Source organism: Croceifilum oryzae (assembly GCF_030814315.1).
Lineage (GTDB): Bacteria > Bacillota > Bacilli > Thermoactinomycetales > Thermoactinomycetaceae > Baia > Baia oryzae.
On sequence record NZ_JAUSUV010000001.1, the window covers coordinates 73,546 to 96,039 of the forward strand.

The following is a 22,494-nucleotide window of genomic DNA, read 5'->3' on the forward strand; positions in this document are numbered from 1 at the left end:
ATGAAACGCAGAACGGCCAAATTAGTGGGTCTGTTTGTTGCTTCTGTGGTAGTGGCTCCTCTGTCCGCGTGTAGCAATGGGAGTGACTTGGAATTCTGTGATGATCTGAATTCAGATAAATATTGTGATGATGATGGAAGTACGTATAATCCCAACTCTTACCTCATTATGGATGGAAAAAAAGCAGGGTATGTAAAATACGATGATAGCTCTGTCTCGTCGAGTTCTGGAAGTTAGGGATGGAATTATAGATGATGAATAACTATATTCAAACTCGCGAACAAATGTATCGATCGATTCGTGAGCAAGGTATGTTTACATGGGATCTCACGCAAGGTCAAGAATATGCACTAGGGTGCTGTGAGGTTGTAACGGAGTCATTTGTTCATGAAATTCGTGAAGCAACTCAGAAAATAGGAAGCCTCTATGAACGGTTGATTCATTCTCTGCAACAAGGCTCTGATGAATTGCTAAGTGAACTTGGTATTCCTCGTGAGGCGTTTCCATTTTGCCGTACGACCCTCCCGCTATCCTTTATCACTGCGGTGGGTAGATTTGATTTTGCATGTACTCCTAAAGGGATTAAGATGATGGAGTTTAATAGTGATACACCTACTAGTGTAGTAGAAGCTTATTATGCGAATGAACAAGTTTGTCGTTTTTTTGGAATGGAGAATCCGAATCATGGGATGGAAATTCATATTACAAGAGCCTTTCGGCAAACAGTAACAGCTTATCAGGAGTCTGGGTATAGTACGGATACAAAGGTGTTTACCTCGATTGGAGGTCATGCAGAAGACGAAGGTACAGCAAAATTTCTATTGAGGCATAGCGGGATTGGCGGACGCTTTGTTCCGCTGTCTCAAGTAGGAATTTCACTGGATGATCATCAAGTATGCTACTTCGATGAAGGGAATTGGCATCCAGTAGATGTTCTGTATCGGCTACATGCAGGTGAATTTTTTGCTAAGGATCAAACGGAACAAGGGTACCCAATCGGAGCTCATATTCTACAATTAGTAGCGAAAAAGCGATTAGCCATGATTAATCCACCCTCTGCATTCGTAGCTCAGACCAAGGCGATTCAAGCACTCATATGGTCTTTGCATGAGCAGAATCAATTCTTTACGACTGAAGAGCATAAAGTGATTGAGACTTATTTTTTACCTACCTATTTAGATAATGAATTTTGTGGTAAAAAGCCATTTGTAAAAAAACCGATCTTAGGTCGGGAAGGTGGAGCAGTCACCTTATTTTCGGCTGAAGGCGAGGTTATCGCCAAAGATGGAGAAGGCGAATATAAGGACCAGATGATGATCTATCAGGAGTTGGCTGAATTACCTACTATTGAAGTAGAGACAATGAAAGGTCCCTATCGTGGAAAATTGTTATGGGGTTGCTTTTATGTGGGAGGGCAAGCTTCTGCCTTGGTGACTCGCTTGGATCGGGAGATCACAGGGAATTTAGCTTACTATCTTCCATTTGGTTATAAATAAGGAGGTTCTCTGTCATGACGCAATGGGAGGCATTTATTAATTTTTTAACCTATCTAGGAATTTCGATTCCTATTTTAATATTAGGAGTAGTCGTGTTTGCTGTAACAACGCCGTATCCAGAATTCCAATTGCTTCGAGATGCTTCTCAGACAGATGATGCAAGTAAAGTCGCAGCGGGTAAAGCAGCAGCTTATGATCTGAGTGGGAAGATTTTGGGACTGACCATTGTATTAGCTTCGGCTATTTTAAGTGCTCAAAGTTTACTTGATTTCATCATTTGGGGTGTGATTGGAGTCATTTTTCAAGTATTGGTATTCTATCTTTTTCATCTCATAACCCCATTTAGTGTGATCAAAGAGATCCCGAAAGGAAATGTTCCTGTAGCGATTTTTTCCTCACGAATCAGCCTGATCAGTAGCTTAATTTTAGCGGCTTCTATCTACTATTAAGGAGAGCTTTCGAGTGCATTATTTGCAGTATATTTTGGATGATTCTGATAAAAAACATCCTGTTATCGCCCACTATCCGAGAATAACGAAGGAGGAGATCTTACTCCGTTTTGCTTGTGATTACTGGGTGAAAGATCATAAAGTATACGAGCAGACCTCGACAGAGATAGATGGGATGATTTATTCGATTTATGTACAGCATAATCCGGAGGAACAGGTTGTTGAGAAGGGGATTATATTTGAGCCCAATTGGAGAGGTGTGAAATTGGAATTTCGGCACTTCCACCCAGATTGGACTCAATATCCGATTTTACAAGTACAGAAGCATTCCTTTACGCAGGATGTGTTGTTATCTTTGTTAACAGAATTGCATTTGATTCAAGGACGTTGTTGGCAAAAGCAGTCAACAGAAGTGGATGAAAATCAGAAAAAATATGTGATCTATGTCATTCCTTATGAAGATGGAGCGGAAATATATTGATCCATCTTCACAAAGCGATACCCTTGTTGTTTTAGAAGGGGAATCGCTTCTTTTATGCCTTCTGCGGTATCGCCTCTGGGTTGATTCATATGTAATAAAATAATGGAACCGGGCTTAGCTTGTAACATCGCATTTTTTACTTGTGCTTGATTGAAGGTAGCACCAGCGTCTCCTGTAATGTGGAATCCAGCGATCTGCTCACCCAAACGCTTCGCTACTTGAACCGCGATATCATCATAATAAGCTGTGCCTGAGCGGAAAAATCGGGGGGCTTTCCCTGTCGTTTTTTCGATCAGTCGATGATTGACGATTACTTCTTGGATGATGCCATCGAGATTTTTGGTTCCTTGGATTCCGTAAACAGAGCGTCCATTCATTGAAAGGGGACGATGTTCGGAACCGTGATTTTCAATTTCAAACAGGGGATTATTAGCTAGTTGCTTAGTTAACTCTGTATGCGTTTCGATCCAACGAGAGTTTAAAAAGAGGGTCGCAGGGATCTGATTCTCTTGTAGAAATTGCATGATTTCTATATCATAGCCATCCCCATGCTTGCCACCACAGGCATCGAAAGTGAGTGCGATTACTTTTTCGTTTGTCGGAAGCTTGGAGATGATTCCAGGCATTTTCTCGCCCCACTGAGTCGGAGTAGCGTTTTTAAATTGGGAGCGGATTGCTTGGATTTGGTTGTCGTCGGAAGTAGTTTTGTCCTTTTGGTTCGTTTGAGTATCAGCTTTCTTTTGTTCGGTTGGCTGTGAGGGACTTGTCTGATCGGATTGACATCCTGCCACAATCATAGATGAGCAAACAACGACCATCACAATGGTAACTATTTTCTTGGATTTATTCATCAAACCACCCTTTTTTCTTAAATAATAGGTACATAGCAAAGCCCAGAATGACCATTACACCCAGAACAAGGAAATAACCATATTGCCATTTGAGCTCAGGCATGTTTTGGAAGTTCATCCCATAGATACCGGCAATAAAGGTTAATGGCATAAAAATGGTTGTAATGACAGTTAGGGTCATCATAACGGTATTCATGCGGTTTGAGTTAATCGATAGATAATTATCCCGAATGTCAGAGGTGATCTCTCTACTAGCTTCAATCATGCCCGTAAGCTTTACGAGATGATCGTGGACATCTTGGTAGTGTCTACGTTCTTCGTCACTATGGTTTAGCTTTTCGGAGTGAATCATGCGATCGATTAGCTCTCTCATCGGGTTGGCAAAGTGGCGGATATGAGATAGTTTTCTTCGAACTACAAACAACTCTTCCATCAAGGTTTGAATTTGATAGGAACGAGAGGATTTGCTTTCTAAGCGATTTAATTGTTCTTCTATGGTTTGAAGATGTGGAAAACTAGCATCTACCATTTTATCGATTATTTTATATAAAATCCATTTTGGATCTTTTTGTGGTGCTTCTTGAGAAGAGGATAGATAGTTCCATAATTCATCTATCTCCATATGCGGTAAGGTGTGGAAGGTTACCAGCATGTTTGGGCTGAGGAATGCACCGATTTCATGAGACTTTAATGTTTTATGATAGAGTCCGCTTATCACATAGAATTGGTAGCTATCATAATAGTCTACTTTGGGACGTTGTTTTAGATGTAGACAATCCTCAACGGCTAGTGGATGGAAGCCAAATGTTTGTAAGGAATCGCTTTCTTCTATAGTAGGTTTAGAGAAGTCAATCCAATACCATTTTATATCGTTTCTAGCTAAAATATCATCAATCTGCTCATCTAAAATGAGTTTATCTTCTTTAGTGAGAACCATAGTTCGGATCAAGATTTCTCACCCTTTCTTGTCTTGAAGTGGTAATAATATCTACATTTTTGTCATTGATTCATAATAAAAACTATGTAAAGATAGATGATAACTTACTTAAGAGAGATAGAAAAAGAGTAGATAGACAGCTAGGTATGGATTAAAGGTGATTCCAGTTATTGGTAGAATTATTATCTAAATGCTAGTTTTAGAGAGATTCTTCGAGTGTATTTTCTCCATTTGGATGGTATTTATGTAATCTTGGGTCTTTGATTGATCATGATTTTGAAAAATGTTGTCCAAGGAAATAGGTAGATGGATGCTATAATAGGAGTGTTGATCAAAATCCTATTTATAGTAGGAATACATAGTTGAAATGTAACTGTAGAGATATGGAATTCAAATAAGTGATTAATGTAAGAAGGTGATTCTGTGATTGAAATGCATGATGTGTGGAAGGTATACCCAAATGGAATCGAAGCTCTCCGTGGTGTAAATATAACCATTGATACGGGTGAGTTTGTTTATGTGGTGGGTCCGAGTGGAGCTGGTAAAAGTTCTTTCATCAAGTTGATGTATCGGGAAGAAAAGCCTACTTCTGGTGTTGTTTTGATTAACGGAGTAAATGTAAAGCGTGTTCGTGACTGGAAGATTCCTCATCTGCGCAGAAAAATTGGCGTTGTATTCCAAGACTATAAGTTATTACCGCATATGTCAGCCTATGATAATGTGGCCTTTGCTCTGGAAGCGGTTGAAGTCCCAACGAAACAGATTCCGCCACGAGTAGAGGAAGCGCTGGAGCTTGTAGGTCTATCTGATCGCATGAAGGCTCTACCTTCTCAATTATCTGGTGGAGAACAACAACGGGTATCGATTGCTAGAGCGATCGTCAACAATCCAGGATTTATTATTGCGGACGAGCCTACTGGTAACTTAGACCCAGAGAACTCATGGGATATCATGTACTTGCTAGAAGAGATTAACATGCGTGGTACGACTGTCGTAATGGCTACTCACAACAAAGAGATTGTGAATACGATGCGTCAACGTGTCATTGCTATTGAACAAGGCATAGTGGTTCGTGATGAAATAGGAGGCGAATACGGTTATGAAGATTGATACCCTACGTCGCCATTTTCGTGAAGCGTACCGAGGGATTGTAAAGAACTCTTGGATGAGCTTTGCAGCTGTGGGTGCTGTTGCTGTAACATTGATGATTTTTGGTGTGTTCGTCATTTTTGCGGTTAACTTAGGAAGCATTACCGATGAAGTTGGAGACAACGTATCGATGAATGTGGTCCTAAAGGAAGAAGTTACGAAAGAGCAGGCTACTGCGTTAACGGCCAAAATCAAAGGATTACCTAATGTGAATGAGGCTCGCTTTATCTCCAAAGATGAAGGAGTCGATGAGGTTAAGAAGAACCTGAAAGATGCTGATTTTACACGTGTTCTCCAAAAAGGAGAAAACAACTTCTTGCCAAACCTGATTAAAGTGACACCGAAAAATGTCTCTGTATCGAAGCAGGTAGAGGAAGCGGTTAAAGGCCTTGAGGGGATTGAAAGTGTAAAGAATAGTAACACAGCAAAGGAACTTCTTGATTCCGTTCTGCTGTTTAAAAATATCATTCTTGTATTTGGGGTTGGACTTGCTGTATTAGCGGCCTTTTTGATCTCCAATACGATTAAACTTACCATTATTGCGCGAAGACGTGAAATTGAAGTGCAACGTTTGGTAGGAGCTAGTAACTGGTTTATTCGTTGGCCGTTTTTTATTGAAGGTGGCTTTATCGGATTTGTTGGTTCGGTCCTTCCAATTGGGGTCTTGCTCCTTATCTATCAAGGATTTGTGAAGATGATAAGTGGTGGTTCCCAAAATGCAAACTTGCTACAAATGGTAGGGTTTGCTGATATGGCTAAGTACTTAACTGTTTCGATACTCGGAATTGGAATTTTTATTGGAGTATTTGGTTCGATCCTATCTATCCGTCGCTTCTTGAAAATCTAAAGTGAGGGGAATAGAAACATTTTGGACAATAAACGTTTAGTAGCGGTTGCTGTTGTTTGTATTTCTGTCATGAGTACGCTCGGTAGTCCAGTACTTGCAGAGAAGTCGAAACAGGAGTCCAAAAATGAGCAGACCAAACTTGAAAGTGAAAAGAAGACATTAGAAGAAGAGGCACGAAAGCAAGATCAAGAGGTACAGCAATTAGAGCAGAAGCTCGATGATCATTACAAAGAAATGAACGAGCAAGCATCTCTATTAGCTGAAACCGAGTACAAGTTAGAGCTACAAGAGAAAAAAGTGAAGAACCTCCTGCGTTCTATGTATACGGAAAACTATCTTTACCCACTCACGCAACTCTTTGATGCTAATAATTTGAATGATTTCGTAGAGCGATATGATTTTACGATATTCTTTTTAAATGAGCAACAGCGGGCGGTCACAGAGCTGAAAGAGACGAAACAGACAGCCCAAGAGAAGAAAAAAACGCTCGCTGATCTAGGTGCGAAACAAGATCAAGTATTAAAAGAAACCCAGCAAAAACAAGAGGATCTAGAAGCGAAGATAACAAAATTGGGTAAAGATATTCGCACGCTGAAAGAGACAGAGGACCAGACTGAGCTGAGTGATCGCGATCGTACGCTGATCGCTCCTCACGATAAGGTTGCTAAAGGTTCCGGGCAATACATGTGGCCTGTTGGAAGCGGTGGCGGGACGATTACAGATACATTTGGTACCCGTGGTGGAAGCCATAAGGGACTCGATATTGCTGCTCCTCCTAAAACACCGATTCTGGCTGCAGATAGCGGAGAGGTCTCGATGGTTTCAAGCGGTGGCGGGTACGGTAATTGTATTATCATCAGTCATGGTGGAGGGATACAAACACGTTACGCCCACATTTCCTCTGGAACGATTCTCGTAAAGCCAGGGCAAAGTGTTTCCAAGGGACAGCAGATTGCAGGCGTTGGAAATACAGGAAACGTAAGGGGAGCACGTGGTGGTTATCACTTGCATTTTGAAGTAATGATAAATGGCGTTGCGACCAATCCATCAAGGTACATATCAAGATAGAATTTAGAGGGTTAAGAAGTTTTGGTATTGCAAGATTCTCCTTTTATCGATATTGGGAGGGACATCTCTTTTGAAGAAACGGTCATGGATTGCTTTGTCTTCCGCTTCTGTTCTTATCGCTTCGATCCTATTTTCAGTTCAGGTATCTGCTGAGAATGCTAGTAAGATACAAGAGAAATTTAAAGATGCTCAAGATGAAAAAAATAAACTTCAATCTCAGATTGATGCGAAGGATATGGAGTTAAAAGAGTTTGAACAAAAGAGGGAGCAAATCCAAGGAAAAATTGATGAGATTCAAAAGGATATTACCCCGATTGAGGACAAGCTGGATCGGGAAACAACTGCGTTAAACAAAATGGAATCTCAGTACGCTGATTTGGTATCGAATATGTATGAAGAAGGGGTTTTTTCACCACTTGCTATGCTTCTACAATCAAAAGGTTTCGATGATTTTATAGCGAATCTTGATACGGTTAAATTGATTGCGGATCGAAAATATGACCTAGTTAGCAAGATAAAAGAGGGTCGAAACCAAGTCAAGAAACAATTAGATGATCTAGTTGCTAGGCAAAACCTACAGCAACAGGAAGTCGATAAGGCAAAAAAGCTATATTTAGAACTAGTAGAAGCGAAAAAGAAAGATGATAGTGCTTTAACAGAAGCAAATAAGATCATTGAACAGTATTCAGAGGAAATGATCGATGTAAACAAATCACTTATTGCGAGCGGTAAATTAAACTTTTCTTATACAGGTCCGATGAAGACTCCAATTAATGCGAGTATGACTTCGCCATTTGGATTACGGAAACATCCGATCTACGGCAGATATATTATGCACCAAGGTATCGATTACCCGAGTCCGACTGGAACACCAATCTATGCAGCCGCAGATGGAGTTGTCGTTTCTAGTAGAGCATCTAGTGGGTATGGTTGGTTGTTAACGATCTATCACGGTCATAAAAATGGAGTTCCCATCTACTCTCGATACGCCCATAGCTATCCAAATCAGATTAAAGCAAGAGTGGGAGAACATGTGACGAAAGGCAAACAGGTTACCTCAGTAGGTGCAAATGGCCAGGTAACGGGTGCCCATCTTCACTTCGAAGTATATGCAGGTGAAAATAATGCAGTAAATCCAACGAGTTATCTTCAATGATGTAAGACCATTCCCCTTTTCTTCAGAGAGAGAATAGAAAAGCAACACGAAAGGGAGAGGAGCCAGAATGAAGAAACAGATTATGATGGGTACGTTTTCACTAAGTCTTGTCTTTTCGACATTTGCTGTTCAGGATATTTATGCAACGAAACCTGATCCTTCTACCAAGTTGGATAATATCCAAAAGGAAAAAGATAAAGCAACGAATGAATTGAATGATGCTTCCAAAGATGTAGAAGAGAAAGACAAGAAATTGAAATCTCTAGAGAACGATCTTAAAAAATTGGATGATGAATTAAACGTTTTAATTCAAAACATCCAAATAGAAGAAAAGAAAATGAATCAGTCAAAAGAATCATTGCAAGGACAGGTTCGTCAGATGTACGAATCAGGAGAATATAGCTTCTTTAAACAATTACTCTCCTCTGTAGACTTTGCTAACTTCTTTGAGAAGATAGATCAGACGCGCTTGGTGCTAGATGCGCAGAACGATCAAATTAAACGCTATCTTACTTCGAAGAAAAAGTTACAGGGTCAGAAGGATGAGATGGAAGCCAAGCGTGAAGCGCAAAAGCCGCTAATGGAAGAAGCAAAGAAGAAATTTGACGAGTTGGTCAAGGAACAAGAGAAGTTAAAGAAAGACGTAAAGCAGTTAGAAGCGGATGAAGAGGTTGCCAAGGAAGAAGTCGCAGAGAAAAATAAAGAAGTTCAACAAGCAACTCAATCATATGATGGTCCACCTGGTTCAGGTGTGCTTGGTTGGCCGATGAAAAATCATACTCTGGGTTCGAGATTCGGCCCTCGTAATGGCCGTATGCACGAAGGAATTGATTTCCCTACTCCGATCGGAACGCCTATTTATGCAGCGGATTCTGGGAGAGTGGTATTAGTCAAATCTAATCCAGGTGGATACGGGAACTATGTAGTCATTGCCCACGGGAATAACTTATCTACTTTGTATGCACATATGAAGCGTTCAGGCATTAATGTCAGCGTAGGTCAATCCGTGCAAAAAGGTCAATTGATTGCATACTCAGGAAATGAAGGTCGCTCTACTGGTCCGCATTTACACTTTGAGGTTCATCAGGGCAATACTCCTGTAAACCCATTAAACTATCTTAAATGATAGAAATAAGTTTGTGATACAGAAGGTTGAACCATCTTGTTATCAGATGTAAATAGTAGATTCACTAACAAGATGGTTCAACCTTTTTACTTCAGTAGATTAGTAGATTCAATCATTTCATATACCTAAACGTTAGGAGATCCAACATCTATGCGTATGTGGAAGCGTTTGTTCTTCGCAGTGCTTGTCCTACATGTAGTGGCTATACCAGCTGTTACAGCCTATGCTGGGTCACCAACGGACACGAAGAGGAAAGTAGACGATCTTAACACCAAGAAACAAGAAGAGCAAAGTAAGCTAAGTGATATAAATGGACAAATTACTCAGATTGAATCCGAAATTGCCGGATACCAGAAAAGGATGGACGAACTAGGTAAGACATATCAAGCCACCGAGCAGGAGTTTCAGAAAGCAAGAGAGCAGGAGACTGCGGCAATGAAGAAAGTAGTAACGGCTACGAGAGGCTTATATGAAGAAGGGTATTTAGATAGTCCGTTGGCTAATTTGTTGCAATCTGACGGGGTTCGTGAGTTCACTGAACAATTCGACCTATTAAAGTCCGTCATGGGCTTCATGGTAGAAGACTTTCAACACTACAAAAAAGCAGCAGACCGAGTAACACAAAAGAGGAAAGATCTCTCGAAGATTCAAGAGGACTTAGGAGGAGAAATGAAGAAGATTGGTCTGGCAAAAGATCAATTGCGTGAGAAACAGAGGGCTAGTCAAGTGAAAGTAGATGGATATGATCAGGAATTAGATCATTATGAAGATGAAATCATTAATATTAACCAAGACTTATTAAGGAGCAACAAGTTAAACTTCCCTTATACAGGTCCTATGAGTTTGCCATGTAATTGTACCAAGGTGAATTCTGAGTTTGGAGTGAGAGTCCATCCTGTTACCAAGAAACGGAGCCACCATGATGGTTTGGATTTAGATGCCTCCTATGGAGCTCCAGTAATGGCGGCGGCGGATGGAGTTGTGGTAGCTAGTAATCCGTCTAGTGGATATGGCTGGCTGATTGTGATCTATCATGGTGAAAAGGATGGAAAGTCTATCTATAGTGCATACGCACACAGCTTTTCACAACAAGTTATCACGAAACTGATTGGGGATCCGGTTAAGAAAGGCGAGCGTATTTCCTCAGTGGGGAATAACGGTGTCGGAACGGGGCCACATTTGCACTTTGAAGTGAGAGTAGGAAATGTAAATAAAGAAGGTGCAGTGAATCCACGTCTTTGGTTACCGCCTCTTCAGTAAGATAGAGCGACTATTACATTTAACTTTGTAGTAGTCGTTTTTTCCTAGAAAATGATAGAAGTTGTTAGCGATTCGTACCGTTTCCTAACTCGAAGACTATTTTCGTTTCTGGTAACATATGTTTTATGAGACAAGTTTAGCGGCAACGCAGATGAATGAGGGTGAAGCGAACGTGGAGTTTAGAAGAAAGACAGTCGCGCTTTTAATGGTAGGTTCGATGTTAGTGGGTGGCGTAGTGACATCAGCAGTTATGATGACTCCTTGGGGAAAGGAATCTTTTGTTCAGACCAACGGGAAAAATAGTACCCCATACCAAGCTAAAATGGATGAAGCATATCGCCTTATTAAAGAGCGATACGTGCGTGATGTGGCGGATGATAAATTGATTGATGGAGCTTTGAAAGGGATGGTTCAAGCTTTAGGTGATCCTTACTCCGATTATATGAATCAAGCAGAGGCGAAAGAGTTTCTACAAGAATTGGATTCTTCCTTTTCAGGGATTGGGGCAGAAGTTACGATTAAAAATGGTCGTTTAACAGTCGTGTCGCCGATTAAAGGGTCTCCTGCTGAGCGTGCGGGAATTCGACCGGATGATCAAATTCTACGTGTCGATGAGACCAGTATGGAAGGTTTGAGTGTGAAAGAGGCAGTTGCTAAAATACGGGGTCCAAAAGGTTCGAAGGTAGCTGTAGAAATCCTTCGTCCGGGCGTATCGGCTGTTCAGAAAATAAGTGTAGTACGTGATGAGATTCCGTTGGTTACGGTACATGGGAAGATGTTACCTGATCAAGTTGGATATGTTCAAGTTACCCAGTTCTCGAAAGACACAGCGGATGAATTTCTGAAGAGTATTGCGAGCTTGGAGAAAGAAGGCATGAAAGGTCTAGTCATCGATGTTCGTGGAAATCCAGGAGGGCTACTTCCAGCTGTTCAACAGATGGCAGAGCAACTGGTTCCTGGTAAGAAAGCGATTCTGCAAGTAGAAGCAAAAGATGGGTCGAAAAAGAAATTCACGTCCAAAGTATCAGAAGGAAAACCCTATCCGATTGCGATGTTGATTAATAAAGGAAGTGCAAGTGCTTCTGAGATCTTAGCAGGGGCTTTAAAAGAGAGTGCAGGGGTTCCATTAGTCGGAGAGACCACTTTCGGTAAAGGTACTGTACAGACAGCGATTGATTTAGCAGATGCTAGTAATCTTAAAATCACGGTTGCAAAATGGCTGACACCGAATGGGAATTGGGTGGATCAGCATGGTGGAACCAAAGGAATTAAACCAGATATCGAAGTAAAGCCACCTGCATATACAGCGGCAGCTCCGATCAATGCGGAGACACCATGGAAGAAGGACTCCAATGACCTTCAAGTGAAAAATGCGCAATTGATGCTAGATGCCCTCGGCTTTGCACCAGGAAGAACGGATGGGTATTTTGATAGTAAAACCGAAACCTCTGTAACAGCATTCCAAAAGGCGAATAGCTTATCTGCTACAGGTGTGGTTGATAAAAATACGGCTGAGAAGCTTCTAAATAAGTTCCGTGAGCACCTGCAAGATCCAAAACAAGATGCTCAACTACAAGTCGCCGTTCAAACAGTAAAAAAGAATATGAAATGATGTCATAAAAAGGATTTTATGGAAATCCCGTCGAAATTACCCCCTTAGATATATTTTTTGGGGGTAATTTTTTTGAGGTTGGGGGGCGAAGTCTCGTGGATTGGTCGGTCTGGTTACAATACGGAATGGATGCGCTGAAATCAGTGGGCGATGTTGGATTGGTTTGGATTCAAATGTGGGAACAGCCGTGGTGGTTGATTGCTTTTTTATTACCGTTCATTCAAGTTTTCTCTCTTGCGTGGCGTGAGTATCGTTTATATGGAAGAACGATTGAATCCCCAATCCGTTTGCTATTACGAACTTGCTTAATCGGGATTGGATGGGGCTTTGTAGCTTCCCTTGCTTGGATGACATTTTCATTTGATATTACGGTTAAGCAGATTGTGTATGTATGGGCTGTATGCTTCGCTGTTTCGTTATTCCGTTTTCGTTTTGCAGGTTTGTCTTATGCAGTTGGTTTGTTGTCGGTGGTAAGTCTTGTCCTTGCGGCGAATCCTGAATTCCGCTTGGCGAATGAATATGAGTTATGGCTAGAGCCGATTCGGACTTTTTCGTCCTTAGATTGGATCATGATTGTGGCAAGTGCGCAACTAATAGAGTGGGCTCTGATTCGTTTAGAGGGAAATCGAGGTATGCTTCCGATTGAAATTAAACAGAATCATGGGCAAGTGGTAAGTGGATATCTCTTAAGTCGTGTGTGGACTATCTTTTCCATGGCTCCAACTTCAAGTGGTTGGCTACCTTTACCGATTCCACTCAGCTTTGCCAGTAATAATTGCACAAAATCGTTAGCCCGTCAGCAACGGTTAACGTCTACATATGTTTTAATGCTTTCTGCCTTGTTATTTGTAAGTAGCTGGATTTCTTTGCAATGGCAACCCTTTATATGGATCGCATCCATTCTTACGTTGATGGGTCATGAATGGATCTACTTAAGTGAAAAATATAGGGAGAAACGAAAAGAGCCTGTATTTGTATCGGATGAACGTGGCGTAAAGGTACTAGCTGTCGTACCGGAGACCCCCGCTGCGGAGATGGGAATCCGCCCTGGCTATACGATTCAAAAGGTAAACGGAATCCGTGTAAATACGATGGACGATATGGAAAGTGCACTAGCGACTTCTGCGTATAGTAAGTTTGAATTACTAGATGAGCGAAATGATCATCAAATTATGCATACCGCGATTTATGAGGATACGCCGAAGCATTTAGGTATGATTGGAGCCATCCCGTCGTCTTCTAAGAGAGGACAAGAGGTGGTTAGCCATGAAGTGGAAGAGCAGATGAGTACGGGTGCGTAAGGGCTTCTCTATCGTTGACGCTAGGAGTTGTGTACTCCTAGCGTTTTTACTTCTTCGGTATGAAATGTTATGTATTAGAGAATGATTGTAAAGAGTTAAAAGAACCTATGTTCGTATCGATATAAATTATGATATAATTTTTTTTATGAGATTTGGAAACTGAGGTGACTTACCATGCAAGAGAATGTGTTCCAGCTTGTGTCAGAATATAGGCCGCAAGGGGATCAGCCTCGCGCGATTGAACAATTGACAAAAGGAATTCAATCTGGCAAGAAGTTTCAAACACTATTAGGCGCAACTGGAACGGGGAAGACGTTTACGATTGCCCAGACCATTGCTCGTGTGAATAAACCGACATTGGTAATCGCTCATAATAAGACACTCGCAGCTCAGTTATGTGGAGAGCTAAAAGAGTTCTTTCCGAATAATGCTGTTGAGTATTTTGTAAGTTATTACGATTATTATCAACCTGAAGCATATGTTCCTTCGACGGATACCTTTATCGAAAAGGATTCTTCGATTAATGATGAGATAGATAAATTACGCCACTCTGCTACGAGTGCGTTATTTGAACGCCAAGATGTAATTATCGTGGCAAGTGTTTCCTGTATCTATGGTTTGGGATCTCCTAAGGAGTATGGGGATTTAGTATTGTCGCTCCGAGTTGGTATGGAGCGAGAGCGTAACGAGATTTTACGCAAGCTTGTGGATATCCAATACGAGCGAAACGATATCAACTTTACACGGGGGGCATTTCGTGTGCGGGGTGATGTGATTGAGATTTTCCCTGTTTCGAAGAGCGAACAAGCAGTCCGTGTAGAATTTTTTGGTGATGAGATTGAGCGCATTCGTGAAATTGATGTGATTACAGGAGAGATCATTGGAGATCGTGAGCATGTCGCGATTTTCCCAGCTTCTCACTATGTAACGAGTGCTGAAGTGATGGAGCGAGCGATTCAAACGATTCAAGAAGAGTTGGAGGTAAGGCTAGAAGAATTCCGTGCGGACAACAAACTGTTGGAAGCACAGAGGCTTGAACAACGTACTCGATACGATATGGAGATGATGAGAGAGATCGGTTTCTGCTCGGGGATTGAGAACTACTCACGTCACTTGATCGGGAATCAACCGGGGGAAGCGCCGTTTACGTTGATTGACTTTTTTCCAGATGATTTTTTAATTGTTGCGGACGAGTCTCATGTTTCCATTCCGCAAATTAATGCTATGTATAACGGTGACCAAGCACGAAAAGGTGTCTTGGTTGATCATGGCTTCCGATTGCCATCTGCCAAAGATAATCGACCTTTGAAGTTTGCGGAATTCGAGCAAAAGATTCATCAGTTGATCTTTGTTTCCGCTACTCCCGGGGCATATGAACTGGAAAAAGCCCCTGAGGTGATTGAGCAGATCATTCGTCCGACGGGCCTCCTCGATCCTGTGATTCACATTCAACCGATTCAAGGCCAGATTGATCATCTGATTGGCGAGATTCACAAGCGGATCAAGCGAACTGAACGGGTGTTGGTTACGACACTTACAAAGAAGATGTCAGAGGATTTAACGGACTATCTAAAAGAGATCGGGATTAAGGTGCGATACCTACATTCGGATATTAAGACGATCGAGCGGATGGCGATTTTACGGGACCTTCGCGTTGGAGTGTTTGATGTATTGATTGGGATTAATTTATTACGGGAAGGCTTAGATTTACCAGAGGTTTCGTTAGTCGCGATTCTCGATGCAGATAAAGAAGGATTCCTTCGTGCAGAGAAATCTCTCATTCAGACAATTGGTCGGGCAGCACGAAATGCAAATGGCGAAGTGATTATGTACGCAGATAAAATGACCCGATCGATGGATGTTGCGATTCGAGAAACAGAGCGTCGCCGTTCCATTCAGATGGCTTACAACGAAAAGCATGGTATTACGCCGACAACGATTCAGAAGAAGATTCGTGATGTCATTGAAGCGACGAAAGTGGCAGAGAGTGAAGAAACATATGCTACTAGCAAAACAGGTAAAAAGCTATCTAAAGTGGAGCGTGTGAAACTGATTGAACAGACAGAACACGAGATGAAGAAAGCGGCAAAGGAACTGCAATTCGAACGAGCGGCAGAATTGCGTGACTTGCTGATTGAATTAAAAGCAGAGGGAGTATAACACGCATATGGCTCAAGATTCTATCGTAATCCGTGGAGCAAAGGTACATAACCTCAAAAATATCGATGTCACCATTCCACGTGATCAATTTGTAGTTTTAACCGGTTTAAGTGGTTCAGGAAAGTCATCGTTGGCATTTGATACGATCTATGCTGAAGGACAGCGTCGCTACGTAGAGTCGCTGTCTGCTTATGCGCGCCAGTTTCTCGGACAGATGGACAAACCAGATGTAGAGGCGATTGAAGGTCTCTCACCAGCCATCTCCATCGATCAGAAAACGACAAGTCGAAACCCTCGTTCAACAGTAGGCACTGTAACGGAGATTTACGACTATCTAAGGCTTCTCTTTGCCCGTGTTGGACATCCACATTGTCCTGAGCACGGTATCGAAATTGCCTCCCAAACGGTACCGATGATGGTGGATCGAATCATGGAACTAGCTGAGCGGACGCGGATTCAGATTTTAGCACCGATTGTAAAAGGGCGTAAAGGAGAGCATGTCAAACTCCTGCAAGAGGTAGGTCGCCAGGGATTTGTACGGGTACGAGTCAACGGAGAGCTAATGGAAATTTCCGAGGAAATTCAACTGGAGAAAAATAAAAAGCACTCGATTGAAGTGGTTGTGGATCGCATTGTGATCAAAGAAGGCATTGAAACAAGGCTAACGGATTCCATTGAGACTGCGCTTCAATTATCAGATGGCGAAGTGCTCATTGATGTGATAGATGGCGAGGAATTAATGTTTAGTCAGAATCTAGCTTGTCCGATCTGTGGATTTAGTATGGATGAACTATCGCCTAGGATGTTTTCTTTTAACAGCCCTTTTGGTGCTTGTGCTACTTGTGATGGTCTGGGAAATCGAATGGAGATCGATCCAGACCTCATGATTCCAGACCGCTCCTTATCCCTTCGAGAGGGAGCTATTGAGCCTTGGTACTCCTCCCCTAACTCTTATTATGAGAAGTTGTTGACAGCAGCCTGTGAGGCGTTTGGGATCAATATGGATATTGCTTTTGAGAAACTGAGTAAAAAGCATCAAGACGTAATCTTGTACGGATCAAAAGAGAAATTCCGTTTTCTCTATCAAAATGATATGGGCATGTCCCGGGAAATGGATGCTCGTTTTGAAGGTGTTATCACCAATATGCAACGTCGTTATCGAGAGACGAGTTCTGAGATGGTAAGGGAACAGTTAGAGTCTTATATGACAACGAAGCCTTGTCCAACTTGTAAGGGTGCGCGGCTTCGTCAGGAAATCCTCCATGTAACCATTGGTGGAGAGAATATTCACTTTGTGGGCTCTTTATCGATCGCCGATGCGTGGGAGTTCTTTGATCAACTGCAATTATCAGAGAAAGATACGCAGATTGCTCGTCAAGTATTGAAAGAAATCAAGGATCGACTTGGTTTTTTAGTCAATGTAGGATTAAATTACTTAACTTTAAATCGTGCAGCGGGGACTTTATCAGGAGGAGAGGCACAACGGATTCGACTGGCTACTCAGATCGGTTCCAGTTTAATGGGAGTCCTCTATATTCTCGATGAGCCTAGTATTGGACTGCATCAACGGGACAATACCCGTTTAATTGAGACTCTAAAAAGGATGCGGGATCTAGGTAATACATTGATCGTGGTGGAGCATGATGAAGACACAATGCTAGCTGCTGATTATATCCTTGATATTGGACCAGGTGCAGGCGTTCATGGAGGCGTGGTAACCGCTGAGGGGACTCCCAAAGAAGTGATGGAGAATCCTGAATCATTGACAGGCGCCTATCTAAGTGGTCGTAAGTTTATTCCTTTACCAGAAGAGCGTAGAGAAACGGGTGAGAAGTGGTTAGAGATAAAAGGAGCAAGTGAAAATAACTTGCGTAATGTCTCTGTGAAAATTCCACTTGGGGTGTTTACTGCAGTAACAGGGGTCTCAGGCTCTGGAAAAAGTACCTTGATAAATGAGATTTTGCTGAAATCATTGTCACGCGAATTGCATCGTTCTAGAGTGGTTCCAGGTCAGTATAAAGAAATCACTGGTTTAAAACAGTTGGATAAAGTAATTAATATCGATCAATCGCCTATCGGTCGTACTCCACGAAGCAATCCAGCTACGTACACAGGCGTGTTTGATGACGTGCGTGATGTATTTGCGGCTACACAAGAGGCGAAAGTACGTGGTTATCAAAAAGGACGCTTTAGCTTTAATGTGAAAGGTGGACGCTGTGAAGCTTGTCGTGGGGATGGGATTATTAAAATCGAGATGCATTTCCTACCTGATGTCTATGTTCCATGTGAAGAGTGTAAAGGGAAACGCTATAACCGTGATACGCTCGAGATCAAGTATAAAGGGAAGAATGTATCCGATGTTCTCGATATGACGATCGAAGCCGCGCTTTCTTTCTTTGAGAATATCCCTCGTATCAAGAGGAAGCTACAAACGTTGTTTGATGTGGGCTTGGGCTATATGACGCTCGGTCAGCCGGCTACTACTTTATCGGGTGGGGAAGCCCAGCGAGTGAAGCTAGCTTCTGAGCTATACAAACGGAGCACAGGACGAACTTTGTATATCCTAGATGAGCCTACAACAGGTCTTCATATCGATGATATTGCTCGCTTGCTGGTTGTGCTGCAACGACTCTGTCAAAATGGGGATTCCGTGCTTGTGATTGAGCATAATCTGGATGTGATTAAAACAGCTGACTATATTATTGATCTAGGTCCAGAAGGGGGAAGCGGCGGCGGAAAGATCATCGCTAAAGGGACTCCGGAAGAGGTAGTGATGGTGAAGGGTTCTTATACTGGACAGTACCTAGAGCCAATACTACGGCGTGATCGAGAGCGGATGGAGAAACAAAAGGAAGAACGAGCTACTGAAGAAGAGACTGCGGTTACGTTGTCGTAAGAATGCTTTTGATTAGTAAAGATGGGGCTAGTCCAGGGCATGTATCTGTCCACAGCTCAAATAGTGACCTGCGAAGATGTGGGAAAGAAGGTCCGAACAAAAAATACCCCTATGATCAACCTCGATCATAGGGGTTAAGTATGTTAGTCATATCTATTCCTTGCGGACTACTGCATGACCACCGAATTCGTTACGGAGGGCGGCGACTACTTTTCCGTGGAAGGTATCATCTTCAAGCGAGCGGAAGCGCATGAACATAGATAGGGCGATGACTGGGGCGTTTGCTTTTAGGTCAAGGGCGGTTTCGACGGTCCATTGCCCTTCACCGGAAGCATTCATTACCCCACGGATTTGGTCTAGTTTCGGATCTTTGGAGAAGGCGTTTTCCATGAGATCCATCAGCCATCCACGAATGACGGAACCATTGGCCCATACTCGTGATACTTCTTCAAAGTTGTAATCAAATTGGCTTTTGTCTAGGATTTCAAAGCCTTCAGCGATGGCTTGCATCATACCATATTCAATCCCATTATGTATCATCTTAAGGAAGTGACCACTCCCTACTTTTCCGGTATATAGGTACCCTTTTTCAACCGATAAATCGTGGAACATATCTTTCACATGATCCCATGCTTCTGGAGCGCCTCCAATCATGAAACAGCCGCCTTCTAGAGCGCCAGAGGTACCCCCAGAGGTTCCTGCATCCATGTAGTGAATCCCTTCTGCTTGAAGTCGTTCTCCTCGTGCGAGAGTGTCCTTATAGTGGGAGTTGCCGCCATCGATGACGATATCACCTGGTTCTAGATGGGGAATCACTTGATCAATCACCTGATCCACAATTTTACCAGCAGGAACCATCATCCACACGGTGCGTGGTTTTTGTAATTTGCTTATGAGTTCTTCAATCGTAGTAGCTGGGATGGCACCATAGCTTGCTAACTCCTTTGCAGGCTCTGGTGATACATCGTAAGCAACCACTTCATGATGATGACTTAACATATTTCGTACTAAATTATAACCCATCTTACCGAGACCAATCATTCCTAATTGCATAATCGTTCACCTCATAATCGATTTCAAGTATGGAAACATTTATTATTAGAGAGTAACATAAAAGTAGGAAAAAGAAGAAGTGTACTTCTATATAGAATCTGCTTTTTCCTAAAAACTATACAAGCACTATGAAATGGGGTATGTATCATGACTTGGATTTTCCGGCTGTTGTTAAATGCCGTTGTCATTTTCCTCATCGCCCACTATGTGCCCGGTATCAGTGTCAATGGAGTCGGAACGGCATTAGTGGTTGCAATCGTTTTGGGACTGGTTAATCTCTTTATTCGTCCCATTATCTCATTTTTATCGTTACCAATTCAAATCGTAACCTTAGGTTTGTTTACATTACTCATTAATGTAGGAATGCTATACGTAACTGCATTTTTAGTCAATGGATTTGAGATTCAAAACTTTATTTCTGCGATCATTGCATCGTTGATTATTAGTGTGACTTCTTGGGTCATTGGTCTTGTACTAGATTGAAAATCAAAAACAGGATTCCTCACTTAAAGTGGGAATCCTGTTTTTGATTTGTGACTAAGATTGGTTTTGTTTACGACGACGAGCTACGAGGAAGAGACCTGCCCCTGCCATCAAGACAGCTGCACCCGCAACAGTAGCGATTGGATAGCTAGTAGCGGTTTTCGGTAGTTTACCTCCTTGGCCTTTTACAGCTGGTTTTGTCGTTTCTTTTTTAGTAGTGGTGCTTTTGGTTTTTGTAGTAGTCGCAGTAGAAGCTTTTGCTGTTTTTACAGTAGTTTGTTTTTTCGCTTTTTTAACTTGTTTTACAGCCCCGCTCTTTTTCACTTCAACTTCCAGTTCAAAATAGCCCTCTCCGAATCTACCATCAACTGTTCCTACGAAGCCAACAAACACATTGTAGCGACCCGGCTTTACATTCTTAAATGTGAACGTCTGGACAAGTCCACTTCGATTCAGTTTTGAAGTCTTATAAGGTGCTGTAGTCCAATCTGGTAGTGTATCTTTCGATACGGATGCGTACCAATCGCCTTTAGCATGTTTTGCATTTTTAATGGTTTCAGTTACAGAAAGAGTACCATTTTTTACTACAGCTGATGTAATGAAGTCAGGTTCTTTCGTGACTTCTTTCTTATCAGTTGGCTTGTTTGTTACAGATGTTGGGGGGGCGGTGTTAGGTTTTCCACCTGTCTTCCCATCCACTTTGTCTTCTTTTTTCTCATCTTTTTTGTCAGTTGTTTGACCATCCGCTTTAGTATCTGTTTTAGTCAATTTCTCATCGGTTTTTTTGTCGGTTTCATGCTCTTTTTTGTCAGTCACTTTCGTATCAATTTTAATCTCAGGAGTTGTTTTTTGTTCAGTAGTAGAGTTAGTAGGATTAGTTGGTTTCACTTGTGGTTCTGCCGCTGCTACAACGCCTTGAAAAGCGGTAACAGAAAGTGCTAGTGTCGCAAGTACTGCGAATGGTTTTGTCATACGTTTTTTCATAAATATCATCTCCAGTTAGTTGTTAGTCGTTTCATTCATTTTTGTTCCACATATTTAATATCGGATGAACTCTCTTTTTTTGTGTCTCAAAATGACCTACTTTAGTTGCTTTCACAGTTCGTTCAATAAAGAATGTCAAATTTATTAAAAACGGAATTATTTAGTTTGATTTGAGGAATTCCGTGTATTTCAATTGACTTCAATGTTTAGCACAAGAAAAAAGCACACCTAGTTAGGCATGCTTTCAGATCTCTACGATTAGGATTGGTTTTGCTTACGACGACGTGCTGCGAAGAAAAGACCTGCTCCTGCCATCAAGACAGCTACACCCGCAACAGTAGCGATTGGATAGCTAGTAGCGGTTTTCGGTAGGATACCACCCTGACCGTTTGTGGTTGTTTTCTTGGTTTCTTTTTTACCAGTGGTCTTTTTATCTGTAGTAGCTTCTTTCTTGGCTGATGCTTTTTTAACAGTAGCTTTTTTCTCTACTGGTTTTGTAACTACGCCTTTTCTTGTATCGATTTGTAGTTTAATGAAGTCGTTTTCGTCTGCTTGGAATTCGTCAACCTCTCCAATAAAACCTACATACACTTCATAAAGACCCGGTTTTACATTTTTAAAGGTGAAGGTTTGAGTGAAGCCGTTTTGACTTTGTTTTTCATCCGTAAATTCTACTTTTTCTGAACCTGGCTTATATCCATCTGCATACCAAAGACCTTTAATATGTTTTGCATTTGCAATAGAGGCGGTTACAGTAAGAGTACCATCTTTAAATAAAGCTTTTGCATGTAGTGAAGGACCTTTAGCTTCTACTTCATCTTCTTTCTTATCAGTTGGCTTATTGGTTTCAGATGTTGAAGGGGTGGTGTGAGGCGTTTCACCTGTTTTACCATCCTTTTTATCGTCTACTTTTTCCTCTTTTTTACCTTCTGCTTTAGTACCCGTTTCGGTTGCTTTTTTGTCTTCGGCTTTCACTTCCGTTTTCTTATCAGCTTCTGTACCTTTTTTATCTTCCACTTTCACGTCTACTTTGGTTTCAGGAGCTGTTGTTTTTTGCTCGGTAGGCGGGGTGATAGGGGCTGGTTTTGTTTCTTCTGCTGCTACAACGCCTTGGAAAGCGGTCACAGAAAGTGCTAGTGTTGCAAGTACTGCAAATGGTTTTGTCATACGTGCCATGAATAGGTC

General features: G+C 41.9%; 20 protein-coding genes. 15 read left to right on the top strand and 5 right to left on the bottom strand.

Annotation, left to right across the window (positions count from 1 at the left end; translation table 11 throughout):
- The 4 genes from J2Z48_RS00370 to J2Z48_RS00385 are packed head-to-tail and all read left to right on the top strand — an operon-like array spanning nt 1 to nt 2,426.
- On the top strand, nt 1-237 hold the full coding sequence (locus J2Z48_RS00370) for a hypothetical protein (protein WP_307249897.1): 237 nt from the start codon (nt 1-3) through the stop codon (nt 235-237).
- 14 nt (nt 238-251) lie between these two features.
- The gene (locus tag J2Z48_RS00375) at nt 252-1,496 is read left to right on the top strand and encodes a glutathionylspermidine synthase family protein (RefSeq protein ID WP_307249899.1); all 1,245 of its coding nucleotides are present in this window, start codon (nt 252-254) and stop codon (nt 1,494-1,496) included.
- 14 nt (nt 1,497-1,510) lie between these two features.
- Nucleotides 1,511-1,945 carry a DUF350 domain-containing protein gene (locus J2Z48_RS00380; RefSeq protein ID WP_307249901.1) on the top strand — a complete coding sequence of 145 codons (435 nt, stop codon included), beginning with the start codon at nt 1,511-1,513 and terminating at the stop codon, nt 1,943-1,945.
- A gap of 13 nt (nt 1,946-1,958) precedes the next feature.
- On the top strand, nt 1,959-2,426 hold the full coding sequence (locus J2Z48_RS00385; RefSeq protein ID WP_307249903.1) for a hypothetical protein: 468 nt from the start codon (nt 1,959-1,961) through the stop codon (nt 2,424-2,426).
- Here the strand turns inward: J2Z48_RS00385 and J2Z48_RS00390 are convergent.
- Together J2Z48_RS00390 and corA are read right to left on the bottom strand one after the other, a co-directional pair.
- Nucleotides 2,399-3,277: a polysaccharide deacetylase family protein gene (locus tag J2Z48_RS00390; protein ID WP_307249905.1), complete on the bottom strand. Its 879-nt coding sequence runs from the start codon at nt 3,275-3,277 to the stop codon at nt 2,399-2,401. The two genes, J2Z48_RS00385 and J2Z48_RS00390, sit on opposite strands and share 28 nt — an antisense overlap.
- Nucleotides 3,270-4,226 (bottom strand): magnesium/cobalt transporter CorA, encoded by a 957-nt coding sequence (corA, locus tag J2Z48_RS00395; protein WP_307249907.1) that lies wholly within the window; start codon nt 4,224-4,226, stop codon nt 3,270-3,272. The genes J2Z48_RS00390 and corA overlap by 8 nt, the downstream gene beginning before the upstream one ends.
- Before the next feature lie 411 nt (nt 4,227-4,637).
- Between corA and ftsE the strand changes: the two genes are divergently transcribed.
- The 10 genes from ftsE (at nt 4,638) to uvrA (ending at nt 18,789) form a co-directional block, all read left to right on the top strand.
- Nucleotides 4,638-5,324: a cell division ATP-binding protein FtsE gene (ftsE, locus tag J2Z48_RS00400; protein WP_307249909.1), complete on the top strand. Its 687-nt coding sequence runs from the start codon at nt 4,638-4,640 to the stop codon at nt 5,322-5,324.
- On the top strand, nt 5,314-6,210 hold the full coding sequence (gene ftsX / locus J2Z48_RS00405; RefSeq protein WP_307249911.1) for a permease-like cell division protein FtsX: 897 nt from the start codon (nt 5,314-5,316) through the stop codon (nt 6,208-6,210). The genes ftsE and ftsX overlap by 11 nt, the downstream gene beginning before the upstream one ends.
- A gap of 21 nt (nt 6,211-6,231) precedes the next feature.
- Nucleotides 6,232-7,278 (top strand): murein hydrolase activator EnvC family protein, encoded by a 1,047-nt coding sequence (locus J2Z48_RS00410; protein ID WP_307249912.1) that lies wholly within the window; start codon nt 6,232-6,234, stop codon nt 7,276-7,278.
- Between the two features lie 70 nt (nt 7,279-7,348).
- Nucleotides 7,349-8,434 carry a peptidoglycan DD-metalloendopeptidase family protein gene (locus tag J2Z48_RS00415; protein ID WP_307249914.1) on the top strand — a complete coding sequence of 362 codons (1,086 nt, stop codon included), beginning with the start codon at nt 7,349-7,351 and terminating at the stop codon, nt 8,432-8,434.
- 67 nt (nt 8,435-8,501) lie between these two features.
- Nucleotides 8,502-9,560 (top strand): murein hydrolase activator EnvC family protein, encoded by a 1,059-nt coding sequence (locus tag J2Z48_RS00420; protein ID WP_307249916.1) that lies wholly within the window; start codon nt 8,502-8,504, stop codon nt 9,558-9,560.
- A 150-nt stretch (nt 9,561-9,710) separates the two neighbouring features.
- Complete coding sequence (locus J2Z48_RS00425; protein ID WP_307249917.1) at nt 9,711-10,820, top strand: peptidoglycan DD-metalloendopeptidase family protein; 1,110 nt, start codon at nt 9,711-9,713, stop codon at nt 10,818-10,820.
- A 151-nt stretch (nt 10,821-10,971) separates the two neighbouring features.
- Nucleotides 10,972-12,432 (top strand): S41 family peptidase, encoded by a 1,461-nt coding sequence (locus J2Z48_RS00430; protein WP_442342006.1) that lies wholly within the window; start codon nt 10,972-10,974, stop codon nt 12,430-12,432.
- A 95-nt stretch (nt 12,433-12,527) separates the two neighbouring features.
- Entirely contained in the window at nt 12,528-13,733 is a 1,206-nt protein-coding gene (locus tag J2Z48_RS00435) for a PDZ domain-containing protein (RefSeq protein ID WP_307249919.1), read from the top strand.
- Between the two features lie 174 nt (nt 13,734-13,907).
- A complete protein-coding gene (gene uvrB / locus J2Z48_RS00440; protein WP_307249921.1) occupies nt 13,908-15,893 on the top strand; it encodes an excinuclease ABC subunit UvrB in 1,986 nt (661 codons plus the stop codon).
- Nucleotides 15,894-15,900: 7 nt separating this feature from the next.
- The gene (gene uvrA / locus J2Z48_RS00445) at nt 15,901-18,789 is read left to right on the top strand and encodes an excinuclease ABC subunit UvrA (RefSeq protein ID WP_307249923.1); all 2,889 of its coding nucleotides are present in this window, start codon (nt 15,901-15,903) and stop codon (nt 18,787-18,789) included.
- A 153-nt stretch (nt 18,790-18,942) separates the two neighbouring features.
- Here the strand turns inward: uvrA and gnd are convergent, their stop codons facing one another.
- Nucleotides 18,943-19,842: a phosphogluconate dehydrogenase (NAD(+)-dependent, decarboxylating) gene (gene gnd / locus J2Z48_RS00450; RefSeq protein ID WP_307249926.1), complete on the bottom strand. Its 900-nt coding sequence runs from the start codon at nt 19,840-19,842 to the stop codon at nt 18,943-18,945.
- Between the two features lie 147 nt (nt 19,843-19,989).
- Here gnd and J2Z48_RS00455 point away from each other — a divergent pair, with 147 nt between their 5' ends.
- Nucleotides 19,990-20,325, top strand: coding sequence for a phage holin family protein (locus J2Z48_RS00455; RefSeq protein WP_307249928.1), 336 nt, complete (start codon nt 19,990-19,992; stop codon nt 20,323-20,325).
- A 54-nt stretch (nt 20,326-20,379) separates the two neighbouring features.
- Here J2Z48_RS00455 and J2Z48_RS00460 read toward each other — a convergent pair whose 3' ends face one another.
- Together J2Z48_RS00460 and J2Z48_RS00465 are read right to left on the bottom strand one after the other, a co-directional pair.
- Nucleotides 20,380-21,309, bottom strand: a complete 930-nt coding sequence (locus J2Z48_RS00460; protein ID WP_307249930.1) for an LPXTG cell wall anchor domain-containing protein — start codon at nt 21,307-21,309, stop codon at nt 20,380-20,382.
- 258 nt (nt 21,310-21,567) lie between these two features.
- Complete coding sequence (locus J2Z48_RS00465; protein ID WP_307249932.1) at nt 21,568-22,485, bottom strand: LPXTG cell wall anchor domain-containing protein; 918 nt, start codon at nt 22,483-22,485, stop codon at nt 21,568-21,570.
- Nucleotides 22,486-22,494 lie beyond the last annotated feature (9 nt).